Annotated in this window: 17 protein-coding genes; 13 read left to right on the plus strand and 4 right to left on the minus strand. The window is 59.3% G+C overall.

The features are described 5' to 3' along the window. Positions 1-185: 185 nt before the first annotated feature. The 10 genes from MRBLSP13_RS00700 (at position 186) to bktB (ending at position 12,471) form a co-directional block, all read left to right on the plus strand. Positions 186-1,079 carry an IclR family transcriptional regulator gene (locus MRBLSP13_RS00700; RefSeq protein ID WP_363736044.1) on the plus strand — a complete coding sequence of 298 codons (894 nt, stop codon included), beginning with the start codon at positions 186-188 and terminating at the stop codon, positions 1,077-1,079. 248 nt (positions 1,080-1,327) lie between these two features. After that, positions 1,328-2,101, plus strand: coding sequence for an SDR family NAD(P)-dependent oxidoreductase (locus MRBLSP13_RS00705; RefSeq protein WP_363752091.1), 774 nt, complete (start codon positions 1,328-1,330; stop codon positions 2,099-2,101). After that, positions 2,098-2,529 carry a Zn-ribbon domain-containing OB-fold protein gene (locus MRBLSP13_RS00710; protein WP_363752093.1) on the plus strand — a complete coding sequence of 144 codons (432 nt, stop codon included), beginning with the start codon at positions 2,098-2,100 and terminating at the stop codon, positions 2,527-2,529. The genes MRBLSP13_RS00705 and MRBLSP13_RS00710 overlap by 4 nt, the downstream gene beginning before the upstream one ends. Then, positions 2,526-3,668 carry an acetyl-CoA acetyltransferase gene (locus MRBLSP13_RS00715; protein ID WP_363752096.1) on the plus strand — a complete coding sequence of 381 codons (1,143 nt, stop codon included), beginning with the start codon at positions 2,526-2,528 and terminating at the stop codon, positions 3,666-3,668. Before MRBLSP13_RS00710 ends, MRBLSP13_RS00715 begins: the two co-directional genes overlap by 4 nt. 129 nt (positions 3,669-3,797) lie before the next feature. Beyond that, on the plus strand, positions 3,798-5,006 hold the full coding sequence (locus tag MRBLSP13_RS00720) for a CaiB/BaiF CoA transferase family protein (protein WP_363752099.1): 1,209 nt from the start codon (positions 3,798-3,800) through the stop codon (positions 5,004-5,006). A gap of 75 nt (positions 5,007-5,081) precedes the next feature. Beyond that, a complete protein-coding gene (locus MRBLSP13_RS00725; RefSeq protein ID WP_363736049.1) occupies positions 5,082-5,957 on the plus strand; it encodes a MaoC/PaaZ C-terminal domain-containing protein in 876 nt (291 codons plus the stop codon). A 2-nt stretch (positions 5,958-5,959) separates the two neighbouring features. After that, complete coding sequence (locus MRBLSP13_RS00730) at positions 5,960-7,162, plus strand: acyl-CoA dehydrogenase family protein (RefSeq protein WP_363752102.1); 1,203 nt, start codon at positions 5,960-5,962, stop codon at positions 7,160-7,162. Next, the gene (locus MRBLSP13_RS00735) at positions 7,159-8,280 is read left to right on the plus strand and encodes an acyl-CoA dehydrogenase family protein (RefSeq protein WP_363752105.1); all 1,122 of its coding nucleotides are present in this window, start codon (positions 7,159-7,161) and stop codon (positions 8,278-8,280) included. Before MRBLSP13_RS00730 ends, MRBLSP13_RS00735 begins: the two co-directional genes overlap by 4 nt. Positions 8,281-8,664: 384 nt before the next feature. Beyond that, a complete protein-coding gene (locus MRBLSP13_RS00740) occupies positions 8,665-11,055 on the plus strand; it encodes a TonB-dependent receptor (protein ID WP_363736053.1) in 2,391 nt (796 codons plus the stop codon). A 237-nt stretch (positions 11,056-11,292) separates the two neighbouring features. Continuing rightward, positions 11,293-12,471, plus strand: coding sequence for a beta-ketothiolase BktB (gene bktB / locus MRBLSP13_RS00745; protein WP_363736054.1), 1,179 nt, complete (start codon positions 11,293-11,295; stop codon positions 12,469-12,471). Between the two features lie 106 nt (positions 12,472-12,577). Here the strand turns inward: bktB and MRBLSP13_RS00750 are convergent, their stop codons facing one another. After that, positions 12,578-12,808, minus strand: coding sequence for a hypothetical protein (locus MRBLSP13_RS00750; RefSeq protein ID WP_363752108.1), 231 nt, complete (start codon positions 12,806-12,808; stop codon positions 12,578-12,580). A 355-nt stretch (positions 12,809-13,163) separates the two neighbouring features. Here MRBLSP13_RS00750 and MRBLSP13_RS00755 point away from each other — a divergent pair, with 355 nt between their 5' ends. From MRBLSP13_RS00755 to MRBLSP13_RS00765, 3 genes are all read left to right on the plus strand, one after another. After that, a complete protein-coding gene (locus MRBLSP13_RS00755; protein WP_363736056.1) occupies positions 13,164-13,454 on the plus strand; it encodes a hypothetical protein in 291 nt (96 codons plus the stop codon). 572 nt (positions 13,455-14,026) lie between these two features. Then, complete coding sequence (locus MRBLSP13_RS00760; RefSeq protein ID WP_363736057.1) at positions 14,027-14,806, plus strand: SDR family NAD(P)-dependent oxidoreductase; 780 nt, start codon at positions 14,027-14,029, stop codon at positions 14,804-14,806. 210 nt (positions 14,807-15,016) lie between these two features. After that, the gene (locus MRBLSP13_RS00765) at positions 15,017-15,490 is read left to right on the plus strand and encodes a MaoC family dehydratase (protein ID WP_363736058.1); all 474 of its coding nucleotides are present in this window, start codon (positions 15,017-15,019) and stop codon (positions 15,488-15,490) included. 85 nt (positions 15,491-15,575) lie between these two features. Here MRBLSP13_RS00765 and MRBLSP13_RS00770 read toward each other — a convergent pair whose 3' ends face one another. Genes MRBLSP13_RS00770 through MRBLSP13_RS00780 form a run of 3 tightly spaced genes read right to left on the minus strand, consistent with a single transcriptional unit; the run spans position 15,576 to position 18,471 of the window. After that, positions 15,576-16,325 carry an SDR family NAD(P)-dependent oxidoreductase gene (locus MRBLSP13_RS00770; RefSeq protein WP_363736059.1) on the minus strand — a complete coding sequence of 250 codons (750 nt, stop codon included), beginning with the start codon at positions 16,323-16,325 and terminating at the stop codon, positions 15,576-15,578. Next, on the minus strand, positions 16,322-17,473 hold the full coding sequence (locus tag MRBLSP13_RS00775) for a DUF2889 domain-containing protein (protein WP_363736060.1): 1,152 nt from the start codon (positions 17,471-17,473) through the stop codon (positions 16,322-16,324). Before MRBLSP13_RS00775 ends, MRBLSP13_RS00770 begins: the two co-directional genes overlap by 4 nt. Next, positions 17,458-18,471, minus strand: coding sequence for a zinc-dependent alcohol dehydrogenase family protein (locus MRBLSP13_RS00780; RefSeq protein WP_363752111.1), 1,014 nt, complete (start codon positions 18,469-18,471; stop codon positions 17,458-17,460). The genes MRBLSP13_RS00775 and MRBLSP13_RS00780 overlap by 16 nt, the downstream gene beginning before the upstream one ends. Between the last annotated feature and the right edge of the window lie 70 nt (positions 18,472-18,541).

Below are 18,541 nucleotides of genomic sequence, written 5' to 3' on the forward strand. Positions count from 1 at the left end.
TGGCCATTACTCTAGGCGCGCCCATTCACAAGGCTACTTCTCGGGAACGGTCAATGAAGCCCGATGCAAATCCATTTTGACCGGCCATCACATATATGTTACCGATTTAGAACATACGTCCTAATGACGCACCAAAGCGGCGAGGAACGGATGGTACAGGCGCGGTAGCGAGGAGAGGAGTTGACATGGAACTCATGGCCGAAATCGAGCGTGATAGGGAAGGAGCGACTTCTTCGGATGACGGGCTTAATCAGCCTCAGGACAACATGCAGGAAAGCCCTGGCAGACCGGCCAAATGGGAAGCGCTGCCCCTCAATGTCGTGAAATCCACCGGGAGAACCATGCAGATCCTGGAGTATTTCGATCATCATCAAGGACCGGCCAATATCGCACAAGTGGCGCGCGCGCTGGACTATCCCCAGTCCAGCACCTCGGAGATAATGCGCAGTCTGAATGTCCTTGGATATCTTGCCTATAATAATGGCGATCGCACCTTCATGCCTACCAGCCGAGTGCGTCTGCTGGGGTCTTGGGCACTCGATCAATTGCATGGGGAAGACCGCCTTTCATCCTTGTTGCGCAAGGCGAACCAGATATCGGGCCAGACTGCCTATCTGGCCATCCGCAACAAGCTGGCGTCACAATATATACAGGTTGCGCAATCCACGACGTCCTTACGCCTTCACCTGACGCCTGGACAGAAGCGGCCATTGCTCCGCTCGGCAAGCGGACGAGCTCTTCTGAAAAACCTGTCGGATGCCGAGATCAGCAAGCTTGTCCGCCGTATCAACGCGGAAAGACTTCCGGAAGAGAGCATCATCTGCCTCGACGCACTGCTGGCGGACGTCAATTTCATTCGCGAAAACGGCTATCTGTATATCGAAAGAAGCGAGATCAGCCCTGGAGCCGCCGTAATTGCGATGAGTTTGCCCGAAAATGTATTCCCGGTCCCGACAGTGATAGGCATTGGGGGAGCCGCCGAAGTGATCGCACCCCAGAAGGAACTGCTCGTGCAGCGCCTGCGCGAACTCGTCGAAACGCATCTTCTGTGTCGGGACAGCGGATCGCAGGCAGCCTGAAAGCCAGGCAGCGCGGCGCTCTGACACATATGTGGTAATCGGAAGGTCGTTCGGCTTGGGGGCTGTCTGCCGGCTTCACACCCGCTAGTCTGATCTACGCACCAGATGCAGGGGGGACGATGCTATACACCAGCTCCCTCTGTCAGGGCCAGGCGCCGAATGAAATTTCTAGTGATGATCGCCGGCGGTGTGGATTGCCGCGATCAGACGATAGATGTGCCCACCGCTTTCAATCATGGAGCCAATAAATGATCAATCCCATGTCGCTGGAGAACAGGTCCGTGATCGTGACCGGCGCGGGCCAGGGAATAGGTCGCGCGATCGCGAATGGAATCCTGGCACTCGGGGGCAGGGTGGTGGCGATGGATCGAAATGCCAACGCATTGCGGGAGTTTCAAAATGAGGTGGGCACCGATCGACTGATGATCGTCGACGGCGATGTCACCGACGGCGCCTTTGTGATGGCGACCGTGGAGGAGGCCGATAAATGGGCCGGAGGAATTGACGGGTTGGTGAACAATGCCGGAATCTCTCGCGCAGCCATGATCCACAGGATGGATATCGAAACCTGGGACGCGGTTATTGACGTCAATTTGACGGCGCCCTTCCGCCTGATGCAGGCCGTTGGCCGAAAGATGCTGGAGCGGGCGGCGGCCGGTGATAAGGCCCCCGGGGCGATCGTCAACATCTCGTCCGATGCCGGCCGTCGTGGCACGGTCGGCCAGATCAACTATGGCGCGGCCAAGGCCGGGATCAATGGCCTCACCATGTCGGCGGCACGTGAATGGGCGGCCAAGGGCATCCGCGTCAATGCCGTCGCATTCGGGGTCGTGGAAACGCCGATGACGGAAACCGTGCGTGGCGAAAAGTTTCGGGACACCTATCTGGCCCAGATACCCATGGGTCGCTGGGGTACTCCCGAGGAAGTCGCAACGCCCGTCTGCTTCCTGCTGTCGCAGGCGGCCTCCTACATCACGGGCCAGGTCATTTCGGTGAATGGCGGCTACCACATCAGTTCGTGAAGACAGGTGAATTCGTGCAGGTGACGACGATGCAGGCAACGCGGCCGGACAAGGAGTATCTCGAGTTTCTGGCGCAGGGCAGGTTCATGCTGCAACGCCGACGACCTGATGCGATGCCCTTTTTCTATCCGCGGGTGGCCGAACCGGGCACCGGCAGCACCGATCTGGAATGGATCGAGGCATCAGGATTTGGCACCGTCCATGCGACGACGGTCGTCCGGGTGCGGCCGCCGCAGGCAGACTATAATGTGGCGATCGTGGAACTCGACGAGGGCCCACGCATGATGAGCCGAATTGAAGGGGTGGCCGCCGCGGATGTCCGCATCGGTATGCGGGTACACACGCGGATCGTGCCGTTCGAAGACCACCACGCAGTCATATTCGTGCCTCTTGATGGCGAAACGCCTACAGAGGAGTTGCAGCCATGATCGGGGATCGTCGCACGCCGACTGCGCTCATCGGTGCGGCTACATTCGGGATTGGCGAGGCGCCAGGGTTCACATCGATGGATCTGGCCAGTCGTGCCGCCCTTGCGGCGCTGGAAGAGTCCGGTCTCTCGCTCTCGCAGGTCGACGGCCTGTTCATCGCGCTTCCGAACGATTTTCTAAGCGGACTGTCTTTTGCCGAATATCTTGGCATTCAGCCAAAGCTCACCAACAACAATCGCACCGGCGGATCTGCGTTTCTCACCCAGATGAACGTGGCGGCCCATGCGCTGGCCGCCGGGGAAATCGATGTTGCTCTTGTGGCCTATGGCAGCAACCAGCGTACCGGCGTCGGTGGCCTGGTCAGTGCTGCGGGGCCAAATCTCTATGAAAAGCCATATAGTCCCCGGCTACCGGTCAGCGGCTATGCCTTGGCGGCGAGCCGTCACATGCATGAGTTCGGCACCACCCGCGATCATTTCTATGCGGTCGCCAAGACAGCGCGTGAATGGGCCATGCTCAATCCCGAAGCCTTTTTGCGAAAGCCTTTGAGCCGCGAGGAGTATGATAATGCGCGGATGGTTTCCGATCCGCTTTCGGTACTGGATTGCTGCCTGGTGACGGATGGTGCGGCGGCGGCGGTCATGGTGCGCAAGGATTGGGCGGACGGACGCACGGCAGCCTATCTGCTTGGAGTGGGCGAGGCGACCGATCATTATCAGATCGCGCAGATGCCTGACCTCACCACTTCAGCGGCAAAGGCAAGCAGCGCGCGCGCCTATGCGCAGGCCCGCATTACGGTCTCTGACATCGATGTCGTGCAGTTATATGATGCCTTCACGATCAACACGATCTTGTTCCTCGAAGATCTCGGCTTCTGCAAGAAAGGGGAAGGCGGCGATTTCGTCGCTTCGGGCGCTATCGGACCGGGCGGCCAATTGCCGGTCAATACGAATGGCGGCGGCCTGGCCTGCGTTCACCCCGGCATGTACGGTCTCTTCACCATCGTCGAAGCCTATCGGCAGCTGACCGGCACTGCCGGAGACAGGCAGGTTGCCGCGGATTTGGCTGTTGCACATGCAAATGGAGGTTTTCTGTCCAGTCAAGTGACTGCCGTGCTCGGCAGCGCGGCCACGCTGTGATCGCGGGGGCATTAACGGATTTCCAGTAACTGGTTGCCGACATGCAATTGACGTTTCATGCGCCGCCCGCCGCTCCTAAACCAAGGAAATGGGGTTTCTTTCGCGAGGAAAGGGCCGGGGAGTTTTCCGATGTCTGTAATGTCCGGTGTCAAAGTTCTCGACATGACAAGGGTTGTTGCAGGACCAACAGCAACGCAGTGCCTGGGAGATTTTGGCGCCGACATCATCAAGGTCGAGCGGCCTGGTGAAGGCGACGATGTGCGTCATGTCGGTCCCCCATGGCTGATCGATACTGATGGAAATGAAACCAGAGAATCCACGTATTTTCAGGCCGCCAATCGCAACAAGCGCTCTATTTCGGTCAACTTCCAGAGTGATGAAGGCGCACAACTGCTCCGTACCCTAGCTTCCAGGGTTGATATTTTCATCGAGAACTTCAGGCCGAGGACGCTTGAGAAATATGGTCTCGACTATGAATCTCTCAGGCGACATAATCCTGGCCTGATCTATTGCTCGGTCAGCGGTTTCGGACAGACTGGACCATATGCGTATCGCAGCGGTTATGATTTCCTGATGCAGGCCATGTCCGGTTTGATGAGTGTAACCGGCGATCCTGACGGTCCTCCAATGCGGGTGGGAGTGCCGATTGCAGATATCCTTGCCGGGAAGGACGCCGTCATTGGCATATTGTTGGCGCTGCGGGAGCGCGACAAGACAGGGCAGGGGCAGTCGATCGACATTTCACTATTCGATTCTCAGGTGTCCGCTATGGCGAATACCTTCACAGCATGGTTCAATGGTGGATTTGAGATGCCACGCACGGGCAATGATCATCCGAGCGCGTCCCCCTATGGCGTCTATCGAACCTCCGACGGCTATCTGCTCGTTGCGACGTTCAATAATCGGGAGTTCGCCAGGTTGGCGGTGGCGGTCGGCTGTCCGGAATGGGTCGATGACCCTGCGTTCAATTCGATGGGTGCGCGGGTCGTGAACCGTCACGATGTCGCCGCCGCCCTGACCAAGATCCTTGTTCAGCATCCTCGCGAACATTGGATCAAGCTTCTCAATGCCGCGGGCGTGTCATGCGGTCCGATCAACCGCATGTCCGACCTCGAATCCGATCCTCATTTTTGTGCGCGCGACATGAAAGTCAAACTTCCTCACGCTCTGTCAGGTGAAATCACGGTCGCCGCGAGCCCGATCCGATGTTCGGTATCGGCACCCGAATACCGCCTGGGACCGCCCGTCATCGGCGAACACACTGCAGAGGTGCTGCGAGAAATGCTGGGCCTCGATGAACGAGCGATGGCCGAGTTGTCGGCCAAGGGGGTGATATGAGCGCGACAACCAGCCTCTCGCATCGGCGGCCATGTTCCAAAAAGCGCGCGCCTTCCTTGAGGAGCTCGTAGAAGCATGATCCAGGCCTATGACGCTTTGATGGATATGACGCCCGTGGTCATGGAGCAAAGCTATTCCGGCAAGGATAGCTGTATTTACGCGCTGAGCGTCGGTTGCGGAGTCGATCCCAGCGACGATTGGGCGCGTCAACATCTGGGGCCGGTGCCTCCGTCTCGCGCATTGCCGGCAATGGCTACCGTACTTGCTGCACCACGCCTTCATACGATGGGGCTGGGGCTCACAATGTCGGCAGTCCTGCATGGTAGCCAAGCTATGATTTCACACGCGGAATTGCCCGTTGAAGGACAGGTGACCAGCGAAACCCGCATGGATGGAGTCTTCGATCGCGGTGAGGGGCGTGGCTGCGTGATCAATATGGTGCGAGATCTTCGGGATAGCCAGTCCGGTATACATTATACCTCTTTGTTCATGTCTTTCCTGTGTCGCTCCGACCAGGTAGCCGGAGCGCCTCCCTTCGAAGTCGCCCCTTCGGATGTGATGAACGACCGCGCCCCGGACCGGGTCTGGGAAGTACCCACATCCACGCAGGCGGCGCAGCTCTTCGCGCTCACGGGAGACCAGAATCCGCTTCACCTGATCCCCGACGTGGCCGCCAAGGCCGGCTTCCCGCGTCCCATTCTGCAGGGCGTGGCGACTTATGGACTGTGCGCCGCTTTTGTCGAGAAGGCGCTGTGCAATGAAGATGGCGCCGTGGCCAGCGGACGCCTTGGCTCGTTCTCGGGCAGGTTCAGCGCGCCAGTCTTTCCTGGCGAGACGCTGGCGCTCGCGCTTTGGCGGGATGAAGCCGGCGCGCGGCTGGAGGCACGGGTGTCCGCCCGCGACAAGGTCGTCTTCACCCAAGGCCGTGTTTCGATCGACAGGAGTCGTTGACAATGGATCTGACATTCGACGCCGCCGACCGCGACTTTCGCGACATGATACGCGACGAGATCGCCGCCCTGGTGCCCGAAGATATCAGGACGCGCGTCAACAATCTTCAGCATCTCACGAAGGACGACTATCTGCGCTGGCAGGCCATTCTCGACCAACGTGGATGGGCAACGCCTGCATGGCCCGCCGAATATGGTGGCCCCGGCTGGTCGCCAATGCAGCGCGTTCATTTTGAGGAAGCATGTTTTCTGGCCGGCGCGCCCCGGCAAATTCCCCACATCAACATGATCGGCCCAGTCCTCCAGCATTTTGGCACGGCCGAGCAGAAGCAGCGCTATCTTCCCGGCATCCCGACGCTGCGTGACTGGTGGTGTCAGGGATATTCCGAGCCTTCTTCAGGTTCGGACCTGGCCTCACTCCGGACCAAGGCCGTGCGCAAGGGCGATCGCTATATCGTCAATGGGCAAAAAATCTGGACGACATGGGCGCATTGGGCGAATTACATGTTCTGTCTTGTGCGGACGTCGGATCACGGCCGGCCACAGGAAGGGATCACTTTCCTTCTCATGGAAATGGACTTGCCGGGGATCACCGTCAGACCCATAAGGTCGCTGGACGGAGCGCATGACGTGAACGAGGTCTTCCTTGAGGATGTCGAAGTACCCTGCGAAAATATCGTGTTAGGGGAAAATCAGGGCTGGACGGTCGCCAAGTTTCTGCTGAACGCGGAACGGACGGAAATCGCTGGATTGGGCCAGTCAAAACGGTTGTTGCAATTTGCCGTCCGAATGCTCGACCGCATGACTGAACAAGGTGTTTCGCCTGACCGGCTTCGCGCTTTGCGCGTGCGGCTGGACCGCATCCGTATCGATCTCAAGGCGCATGAATGGACCTTGATGCGCGTGATTGCGGCCCAGCCTGGCGATCCGCGCGCGCCGTCCGCCTCCATTCTCAAACTGTGCGGCACCGATCTTCTGGAACGGCTTTCGGCGCTGCTGATGGACATGGGCGGACCAGCGGGTCTTGCCTACGATCCGCTGGCCAGGGGAGGGGAGACCGACGCAATTCCGCCCTATGGCCATGTCCTGAACGGCGCGGCGGCGACATATCTGGAGTTCCGCAAATCCGGCCTGGTCGGCGGGACCACCGAAATTCAGAAAAATCTGATCTATCGGGAAACCGTGCACCTGTGGGGGGTAGGATGAACTTCGACCTTACCGAAGATCAGCGTGCGCTGGTCGATACTGTCGAGAAATTTGCCGCCAGCGTCATCGCCAGGCAACCCGCCCCCAACTCCCTCGAAGCAATGGCCACCGCCACGATCCATCGATGGCAGGAAATGGCGGAACTGGGTCTTGCGGGTCTCATGATCGCAGAGGACGACGGCGGCCTCGGCCTAACAATGGCCGAAACGCTCCTCATCTGTGAGGCATTGGGACAGTCGCTCGTGCAGCCACCTTTCATATCCTATGCGGTGATCGCGCCCAAGCTGATCGAAACGTCCAGTTCAACAGATGTTCGCACCGCCTGTTTGCAGGGGATTGCCGGGGGCAGCATCCGCATCGCAATGGCAAGCGATGAGTCCATCCTGGATTTCGACCAGTCACAATTGAATTCGCGGGTTGAAGACGATGGCGGAACCTTGCGATTGTCGGGCACCAAGGAACTCGTGATCGATGGCGTCACCGCGACGCATTTCATCGTGACGGCGCAATTGGCAGAGACGGGGCCAAATGCGTTTCTCGTCGCCGCAGGTCAGCCTGGCCTTTCCATCACGCCGCTGCGCGGATTGGATGGAGGCTTGATTGCGCGCCTATCGTTCGATGCCGTTGAAGCAATGGCCCTGTTCGAGGGCAACGATGCCCCGGTCAAGGTCGACCGGGCGATCGATCATGGCATAGTCGCGTTCTGCGCCGAGGCGCTGGGCCTCATGAACCGCATGCTGGCGCTTACAGCCGGCTACCTCAAGACCCGCCACCAGTTTGGCAAGCCAATAGGCAGCTTCCAGGCCCTTCAGCATCGTTTTGCCGACATGGTCGTGGCGGCCGAACAGTCGCGCTCGGCAACGTACATGGCGGCGGCGGCACTGGCTGAAGAGGACGCGCCGACGCGCAAGCAGGATGTCTCGGCGGCGAAATCGCTCGTGTGCCGCCATGGCCGCGCGGTGCTGGAGGCCGCTATCCAACTGCATGGCGCCATCGGCATCACCGACGAATATGAGCTCAGCCGTTACCTGCGCCGGATGCTGGAAATCGAAAAGACATGGGGCGACGCGATCTACCACGAGGATCGTTTCAGCGCGGAACTGATGTCCCGGACGTGAAAGCAAGCTATTGAGGATGAAGGTACGCGACGAACGCCAAGTTGCACCGCATCGCCACGTCATCCTGTCCTGCTCACATGACGCCAGGAAGTGGATGCCCCTCGTCACCAACGGGTTCTGGAACAATAACAAGACAGTCCAGGCAGAAGAGACGTTGATGGCACTGTAAACCAAGGATAACGGCCATTAACGAGCATGCGTTAATACATTCGTTCGGATGGTGCAGGGGTTAGAACACTTGCTCAAATCCGCTATCTGCATGACATAGAAGATGCAGCTGTTCAACGGTCTGTCCGACGCATTTCAAATCGCACCACGCCGAAAGACGCGCGGACGAAATGCGGCTGTGCCCCGTTCGGGGTATAAAACAAGGGAGGGAGCATCATGAAAAGCAGTTATCGCATGGCGAGCCTTGCCGTGCTGGCGATGGCCAGCATGGCGGTTCCCGTCGTGTCCGCGCAGGAGGTGCCGGCGCAGAATGACGCGGCCGTCTCCGCAGAGGCGCGTCAGAACATGGATATCATCGTTACCGCCCGTCGGCGTAACGAGACGACGCTGCAGACACCGGTCGTGCTCACGGCATTTTCCGCGGAAAAGCTGGCGGACCTCAACGTTACGAACATCACCGACGTCGCCAAGCTGACGCCGATGCTCATCATTTCGCCAGCGACAGGCCCCTATGGCGGCAACCTGACGCTGCGCGGCGTCGCCAGCCCGACCTCCAATGCATCGTCCGAGCCCGCGGTGACCATCAATATCGATGGCGTTCCCCTCAGCTATGGCGGCGTCGTGCGCATGGGGAACATCGACATCGGTCAGGTCGAAGTGCTGAAAGGGCCGCAGGCGCTCTTCTTCGGCAAGAATTCGACCGGCGGCATCGTCTCCATGAGATCGGCCGAACCGACGAGCACTTTCCACTCGCAGCTCAGCGCCGGTTATGAATTCAACGCTCACCAGGTCGATCTGGACGGCTATGTGTCGGGTCCGGTAACGGACACGTTGGACATGCGCCTGGCTGGGCGCTTCTCCCGCCAGCGGGGCTTCTTCCGCAACGTCGCCCCCGCACGGTCGATCGATTATGCTCCTGGCACGGACGAGGAGGGCGTTCGCCTCAGTGCCAACTGGATGCCGACAGATCGGCTTACCGTAAAGCTGCGCGCAACCTATGATCACGTCCGCGAAAATGGCAGTTACACGACCAGTCAGAAGATCGCTTGCCCGCTAGGTGCGGCGCAGGGGCCCGGCGCCATTGCTGGCACCGATGATTGCAAACCCAACGACACGGTCGTCTTCGCCGCCATTCCATCCGCAGCCATTCAAGCGGTCACGGGCAATCCGGCATGGAATTCAGACAGTAATTTTCTGAAGGTCCGCCAGTATCTGATAAGTTCCGATATCTCCTACAAATTGACGGATGATATCACGCTGAACTCGGTCACAGGGTGGTATGGCATCCGCCAGAGGGTCATCGACGCGCAGACATCAGGCGCCCGCTTCTTTATCGGGGGGCTGTCGTCGGTCAGGAAGAATGCCTTCAGCCAGGAGGTCAGGCTCTCATACGCGAGCCCAGATTCGCCGATCGACCTGATGATGGGCGCTTTCTACCAGAAGGACAATTTGCGCGTTCTGGAGCAGGGGGTGATCAACACGACCGCCATAGCGCCGCTTTCTCCTTACTGGAATTTCCCTCTCCGCTCGCAGTCCATCTCCGCTTTTGGTCAGATGGACTGGAACATGACCGATCAATGGAGCCTTTCCGCGGGCGTTCGCTATTCCCGCGATCGCAAGTATCAGGACATCGTTCCGCCGGCTGGACTGCCCAACAAGTTCACCACGCCCGAGGTCCAATTTTCAAACTGGTCACCTGAAACGACCCTGTCCTATAAGCCGTCGGAAAATACCAACCTGTTTGTTTCCTACAAGCAGGGATACAAGTCCGGCGCCTATCAGATCGGCTTCAATACCTACAGCGCCGCCCTGGCGAACCCGGCGATTACTGACATCCCAGCCTTCTATCGTCCTGAAACAGTGAAAGGTTTCGAGGCAGGCTTCAAGGCATTGATGTTCGACCGCCAGCTACGCCTGAACCTTGCCGCCTACACCTATCGTTACAAGGATCTGCAACTCAGCCGACTTGACCCCGCCACGATCGTGCTGTTGATCCTCAATGCCTCTTCGGCACGCGTCAAAGGTCTGGAAGGGGATCTTACATTTTCGCCCCACGCCATACCGGGTCTGACGCTTACGACTTCGGCGGCCTTGAACTCGGCGAAATATGATTCACCCTTCCTGTCGGCCTGCTATGTCGGGCAGACGATCGCGGGCGGTTGCACCACGGACGGTCCAGACGCGGGCACCGTGCCGGATCAACAGCAGATGCTGGGACGTCCGCTGCCCCGTGCACCCAAGTTCAGCGGGAGCGTCGGCGCCTCCTATGAAACAGCGGTCGGCGACAATCTGAAGGCCAAGTTCAACCTGAACGGCGTCTACACGTCGCGATATTTTCTGTCTCAGGAACTCAACCCGATCGGCTTCAATCCGCAACGCTTTCTGCTCGACGGGTCGATATCGGTCGGTTCGCAGTCCGGCGGCGTAGAAGTCGCGCTCATAGGCCGCAACCTGACCAATCGTTATTACGCCTATTCCGGCTTTCAGTCGCCGGGCACCGGGAGAGGTACAGGCACCACCGTCGGAGTGTTGCCGGACTTTGAAGGCCCAATCTCGCGCGGTCGCGAAATCTGGCTGAAGATAACGCTTCGACCAGGCGAACTCTGAAACATCATAGGCTGTTAAATGGGGGAGACGGCTCCTGCATCCTGGAAGGTGCAGGGGCCGTTGCCCTTCAAAGTGGCGCAGGCAAGACAGAACAATGCATTTAGGAGGCGATCGCCAACCGCCCGCGCGGCTCATGGTCGCTCCTGATGCGTATGGATAAGTTAGATCATCTGTTCCAGAAGCCGTATGACTATCGGCTTCGGTCCGCTTGGTGGCTGTAAAAACAAGGACTTGATAATGAAGGAAGCCTATATCGTATCGGCCGTCCGGACCGCCATTGGGGATTTTGGCGGCAGCCTCAAGGATTTCGAACCTGCGCAACTGGGCGCGCTGACGATCGCCGAAGCTGTGCGACGAGCGGCTATCCAGCCGGGTGATGTAGAACATGTCATCATGGGGCAGGTTATCCAGACTCGGCCCCAGGACGCTTATCTCGCGCGTGTTGCTGCATTGCGTGCCGGCATTCCGGAACGTACGCCAGCGCTGACATTGAACCGCTTGTGCGGATCGGGCGTGGAAGCGATCATCGCCGCGGCGCGGGCAATCGCCCAGGGGGAGATTAATATAGCAGCCGCCGGAGGCGCCGAAGTGATGAGCCGCGCTCCGCATCATGTGACGGATGTGCGTTTCGGTCGAAAGATGGGCGATGTCGCGATGATTGATGCGCTGGTCGCTGTGCTGAGCGATCCCATAGACGGCTATCACATGGGCGTCACGGCGGAGAATGTTGCGCGTGATCATCACATAACACGTGAACAGCAGGATGTGCTGGCGGCGGAAAGTCATCGCCGCGCTGCGCTCGCTCAAGCCGAAGGACGTTTCAACGACCAGATCCTGCCGGTGATGGTCAAGGTCGGGCGCGCAACTCGTGAATTTGCGGTTGACGAGCATGTCCGGGCCGAAAACGACCTCGCCGCGTTGGCGGCATTGCGGCCGGTATTTCAAAAGGATGGCACGGTCACTGCAGGAAACGCCTCAGGCATCAATGACGGCGCAGCAGCCGTCATCCTGGCTTCGGCCGATGCGGTCGCGCAGCACGACCTACGGCCGATGGCACGAATTCTCGGTTGGGGGCATGCCGGGGTTGCACCCTCCCACATGGGACTAGGTCCGGTGGAGGCGGTGCCCATCGCGCTCGCGCGGGCGGGATTGACGCTTGATGAGATCGACGTCATCGAATCCAATGAAGCATTTGCGGCCCAGGCTTGTGCCGTTTCGACGATGCTTGGATTCGATCCGGTGAAGGTGAACCCCAATGGGTCGGGAATTTCGCTGGGTCATCCGGTCGGCGCGACAGGGACCATCTTGACGGTGAAGGCCATCTACGAACTTGGCCGCACGAAGACACGCTACGCCTTGATCACGATGTGCATCGGTGGCGGTCAGGGGATAGCGATGGTCATCGAGGGGATGTAAGGAGCAATTCCCCAGATGTCGCCTGTTGAAGGTGATAGCTGGATATGTGGCAGTTACCGTCAGGTAACGCGACCTGACATTCCTTATGCGTCCCTTATGCGTCCCTCTAGTCGCAATATTCCCAACGCCCGGCATTGCAAGCGGCAACGGCGCGCCGCCACTCCGTCATCTTGCGCGCATATTCACCGCGAGCATCCGCATAGCCATCACCTTGCCCTTGGGCTCGGCGATAATTCTGCATGATCTTCGCGTCGCGCTCCCGGACATAGGCCAACTGCTGCTGGTTCATCCGTTTGATGATTGCCCGATCGCGCGCGCGGGCCGCAGTGCTGCGCATGGTCGGATCATTGGGATCATCTGCGTGCGCTGTCATCGGCAGTAGAACTGCTCCAATCGCAAGCACCAATGCACAGGATCCGATCTTCATCAATGCGCCCCCATTTTCTCGTCGGCTTTCTATGCCCGGCGCAAAGCGGAAGGCAATCGATTTGCGATAGATGGAGGGACTCCATAGCGCTGTAAGGGGGCCGGGGAGCCCATCGCGACAATCGGGTGGTGGGGCATCAAGCCTGGCAATGCCTGGCGCTCCACTATGGCTGCTTCGTGGAAGTCCGTCTTCGACGCGGCGTCAACAGAGCGGAACTAGAGTTAACAGCTGATTGTTTCTCCGTTCTCATAGGTGGAGGATGGCGATGGTTGATGTTCATACTGATCGTTACACCGGCGAGCGGGTTGTCATTCATAAACATCGGGGCGGACGGACCGTCGCAATCGCCTTGATCCTGGTTCTGGTCGTGGTGGGAATATTGTTCGCAACCGGCTTCTGGAAGGCAGATGTGTCGGGCGGCGATGTGCCCGAGGTCAGCGTGAAGGGTGGGGAACTTCCCAAGGTTGACGTCGATTCCAAAGTGGTGGTTGTAGGTACCAAGAAGGAAACCATTGACGTCCCCACCGTGGGCGTGAAGGACAATGGTGAGAAATAAGGACCGTTCGGAATTACACGAAACGGCCAAGCAACTTCGCGGCTTGAGAACGGATTGGATTTCAGGACAAGACAGCAGCCCTGTTCCTTTTGGAACAGCGCCGCATCCTCGACCCGAAGTTCGCCGCGATCCACGCGCCACAACGTATCAAAGCGCGAAAACTCGCCATGGCTCATCGCCGCTACCGTCATAAGCGCGTCCTCCGGAACTGCCAGGAGGATCATGCTACCAAGCTCTGTTAAGGACGCCCGAGAGTGTCACTTCTATCCCGCACTTACACTATTAAAGTACGATAATATATCTTATGTTAAATTATAGCATGTAGAAGCGGCCTAAATTGCCTGCTTAGTGCCATGCCAGCGCCGGGCCGCCCGATCATTCCGAAAGAGCCGCCGAGGCCGGCCGCCGCTCTGTTCTACGAACACGCTCCAAAAATCTGTGGACTCATAATATAGGCGAACTTAGAACATATGAACTAGATAATAGGATTGAGAGGATGAGTGACCTATGACCGGCGCCCACTTTACAATATGTAGCTTCTTGACGTCGATCTGTGCGAAAGCTTCGCTCGCATGACCGCGGGCTTCGATCTTGGGCTTGCTGGGGTTCCCGCGCTGGTGACCGGCGCGGCATCCGGAATCGGCCGGGCAACCGCGCTGCTGCTCGCCGAGAACGGCGCCTTTGTGGCAATCATAGACAAGAATGCCGACGCCGCCAGGGCCGTTGCCGATCAGATCAATGCAGCCGGAGGACGCGCAATCACGATCATTGCCGATGCCAGCCAGGAGACAGACGTAAGCCGCGCGATGGCAGAAGCGGAAGCTGCATTCGGCGTGATCCGCGTGCTCGGGAACAATGTAGGCATCGGCGAGCGGCGCGCGCTTGTCGATATCCCGGTCGACGATTGGCGGAACGTCATCGACGTGAATCTGACATCAGTGTTCCTCTTCAGCCAGATAGCCGCGCGTCGGATGATCGATCAAGGGGTCAGCGGCTCCATCGTCAACATCGCGTCAGTTGCGGGGGAAACGGGGGTCGTCAACCGCAGTTCATACGTCGCCTCCAAGCATGGTGTCGTCGGGCTGACCAAGACGCTCGCACTGGAACTTGCGCCGCATAATATCCGGGTAAACGCCGTCGCGCCAGGCACGGTGGCGACTAACCTGACCGCTCATCTGCTGAGCGTTCCAGAGCTTGTCGCACGCACCAACGCGGCACACCCGCTGAATCGCGTGGCCGAGCCACATGAAATTGCCAATACAGTTGTCTTCCTGGCATCCCCTCGATCAAGCTTCACCACCGGATCGATCGTTGCTGTCGACGGCGGCTTCCTCGCCGGAAAGGCCGCTTGATCCACAACCCGTTTGGACGATCCTGACAACGTAAGCCAGTGGCCGGGCAGAGCCCGCCGAGTTTGCCGCCATGATCCGTCGCCCGGAGCCCCCCCGGGACATCCATGAACGCGTCGAACAGGCCCTATACCGCCCCTCCCCTGCGACCACGGTGCGGCGGACCTCTGCCGGTCAGGATTGCTGTCAAGGAAGCAAGGTGAAGGAAACAACATGATGGACTGTCCCGTGCTGATCCTCCGTTCGCCACATGATTACGCCGATCTGGTCGGAACCGAGTTCGGGCCCGGTCGATGGATGCTTCTTGACCAGCCGCTGATCGATCGCTTCGCGGAGACGACCGGCGATGACGCCTGGTTCCATGTGGACGTCGAACGCGCTCAGCGTGAATTGCCGGGCGGACGCACCATCGTGCACGGTCTTCTCACCCTCTCACTCATTCCCGGCCTGCTCTATGAACTCATCAAGTTCGAGCATGTGTGCCGGGCATTGTCCTATGGCTATGACCGCCTTCGGTTTCTCGTTCCCGTGCCGGAAGGTGGCAGGATCCGGCTGCGCGGCCGGATATGCGGGGCGGAACGGCGGGAAGCTGGTCTCTTCGTTACACTGGAATGCGTGGTGGAACTGGAGGGGGCAGAAAAACCCGCGCTCGTCACCAACATGCTTGAGCTAATCTTTGACGAATAGGACGGCGACGCGATCTCCCGTTGCGCCCCGTGGCGGGTCCAACCACTTCAATGCGCACGAAGCACCGGGTTGACCGACAAAAACCCTACACGACCATGTAGCCACCATCGACCGGAATAGTGACGCCATTGACGAAGCTGGCATCGCTCGAGCAGAGAAACGCAATAACCTTTGCGACTTCCTCCGGTCGCCCCAGCCGCTTCATGGGGCAATGAGTATCCAGCCAGGATTGAAGTGTCTCAGACGCGGATTTGACCAGAGGTGTCTCGGTGTAACCAGGCGCGACGGCATTTGTGCGTATCCCAAAGGATGACAGCTCACGGCACAAGGCCTGGGTGAACGCTTTCACGCCCCCTTTTGAACTGCCGTAGCCGGCATTGCTGAAACCGCTGCCGAGGCCAGCGATCGAAGATATATTGACGATCGCCCCCTTCGTATTTTTCAGGGCTTCCAGGAATGCAACGGTCATGTTGTAAGATCCCGTCAAGTTGACCGAAATTGATCGATCCCATTCGATCGCTGACTCTGGACTGCCAAAACTCGCGAGACCAGCCACACCAGCGTTGTTTACAAGCGCCGATGCGTCACCCATTTCCCGGCGGACGGCTGCGGCGACATCACGCGATGCGTCGCGATCGGCCACATCCAGCATATAAGCCTTGGCACATCCACCTTGCGCTGAGATTCGTTCGGCTGCTTCTCTTGCGGCCTCACCGTTCCGATCGATCAGCGCGCATCTTGCACCGCGCGATGAAAACTCCTGAACTGTCGCAAATCCGATACCGGAAGCGCCTCCCGTGACGACGACAAGCTGATCCTGATAGTCCATTTTCATGAAATCCTCCCTCGGACCTGCCTCGCCAGCGACACGACATCGAGCAGCGACCTCAGCATGTCATTGAGATGTGTGCAGCCCGATGGGCCACGCAGCTGCGCCGGCACCTGTTTGCGCAATTCCGCAACATGGTGGCCGAGCAGCATTGCAGCCGTGGCAGGAGCCGCCTCACATGTCAGATAGGGCAAGACGTGCGGCGTGACATCAACCGACTCCAGCGTGAGCGCTTCGGCATCAACCTTGGCCAATAAACCATATTCATGGAATATTCGTCGCTTGTCTGGATTCCCGAAGATGGCGCAGCTGTCCTGGAACCAGGCATCGACGAAGAGCGCATTGCCGTCCTGCCAGACATCGGTGCGCCGTAGCCTCCATTCGTCCGGACCATCGTGCTTCGCCACCGCGTGAAAGGCCTGCGTGTTGGTGAACGCAGCCGACAGCGGTCCTTCCGGCTGCCTGGCGATTTCCTCTCTGCCGCGACCATCGGCCCTGATCGAAGGTGATCCAGGAACGTAGCTGATGCAGACGTCCGTTACATCGCGGTCGGCCGGAGAGGGCATGCCGGTTCGTTCGACATAGGAATTCAGGCCACCTTCCCACCCATGCCAGGCGGCGAAAGCCATGAACGCGGCCCCGGCAAGATCGTCAAGGAGCCGGTGGAGGCAGGTCGCGTTCATTGCCTCGTCAGACAGGACGTTGGACATCGCCTTTCGCATCTCTCCGCCGGGCTTCAGGCCGGCGAAGCCACCCAATTGAAGCTGGCAGCGACTGCCGTCGAGCGAAACCAGTCGGCCGTCAAGGCCGAGCTTTGCCTCAAGGTGATCTTCGGCAACAATGGCGGCTTGCTGACCCGGCGACTGTTTGACATCACGCGCACGGCCGACAATTGTCACGATCTGCTCGTTACCCAGACTCCACAGACTTTGCAGTGAGCTGGTGCGGCGCACCGAGCCAGGCCGTAGTCCGCGTTCAGGATCAGCGACCTTTGCGACTGCCTCGTTGCACGAAATATTCCCATTCACCTTAATGATCTTTCCCTCGGTCGGTGGCGGCGGTGGACCGCTGCTCATGCGCTGCCCGGCATTCACATATGAAGAACGCGAAGCTGAGCGGCGCAGCATCGTGCTTGCGCTTATCCACTCGGCCATTCGTCCGGGTCTTGCACCGTAACAACCACCTTGCCGACATGCGCGTCCCTTTCCACTGCGCGGTGCGCGTCAGCAATGTTCTCCAGTGGGAAGCGATGAGCGACCGGCATGCGATAGGCGCCGCTGACGATCCCGGCCCGCAGGGCTTCGATCGCCGCAGGCCCGCGGTCCTCATCGCTCAGCAGTGAAAACATGTTGAAGCCGCGCATCGTCAGGCAGCGACGCATTGCGAGGGGCCGGGGAAAGGTGGTGGGCTCCCGCGACAAGCCGCCGTACAATATCAGCGTCCCCTCCTCCGCCAGGCTGTCCATCAACAGTTCGGCGAAAGCGCCTGCGATCGGATCGAAGATCAGGTCGGCGCCACGACCACCCGTGATCCGACGGATCTCGCCGACGACGTCGTTGTCCTCAGTGATCAATATATGATGCGGTCCAAAATTGGCTAGCTGGTCGATCTTCGCCGGCGTACGCGTCGTTGCGATCACATTGGCACCCAGGTTGCGCGCGATCTGCATTGCCGCAACTCCGATCGCCGACGATGCCGCAGTGATTATGACGGTCTGCCCCGCCTTCAGCCCGCCGCTGTCTCGAAGGCCGCCCCACGCAGTGAGGAAGGCAACCCAGCTCGCCGCCCAGTCGACGGAATCCAGCACATCGGGCAGCCTGACAAGACCGGCGGCTGAGTAGAGAATTTCGCTCGCATAGGTACCATAGGTTCCTGAAGCGGCCGAAAGCGTCGCTACTCGCGTTCCCACTGGCCAGCCCGTCACACCCTTGCCGGCAGCGGCGATGCGGCCGACGGCTTCGGTGCCAAGGATCGCGGGGAGCGGCGGCTTCATTGGTGATTGCCCGCTCCTGATCGTCGCTTCCAGGCGATTGATGCCGATCGCCTCCACCGCGATTCGCACCTCGCCCTCTCCCGGCGCCGCGACCTCCATGTCTTCGATATGCAGCACGGCGGGATCGCCGAACTCATGGATACGAACGACCTTGGCCATTCCTGTCTCCCTTGAACTAGCCATATTGAACCCGATTTCGAGAGTCGGTGCGGCGCAACGGCTGGCGCCG

The sequence above is a fragment of the Sphingobium sp. LSP13-1-1.1 genome (genome assembly GCF_040676415.1).
Taxonomy (GTDB): Bacteria; Pseudomonadota; Alphaproteobacteria; order Sphingomonadales; family Sphingomonadaceae; genus Sphingobium.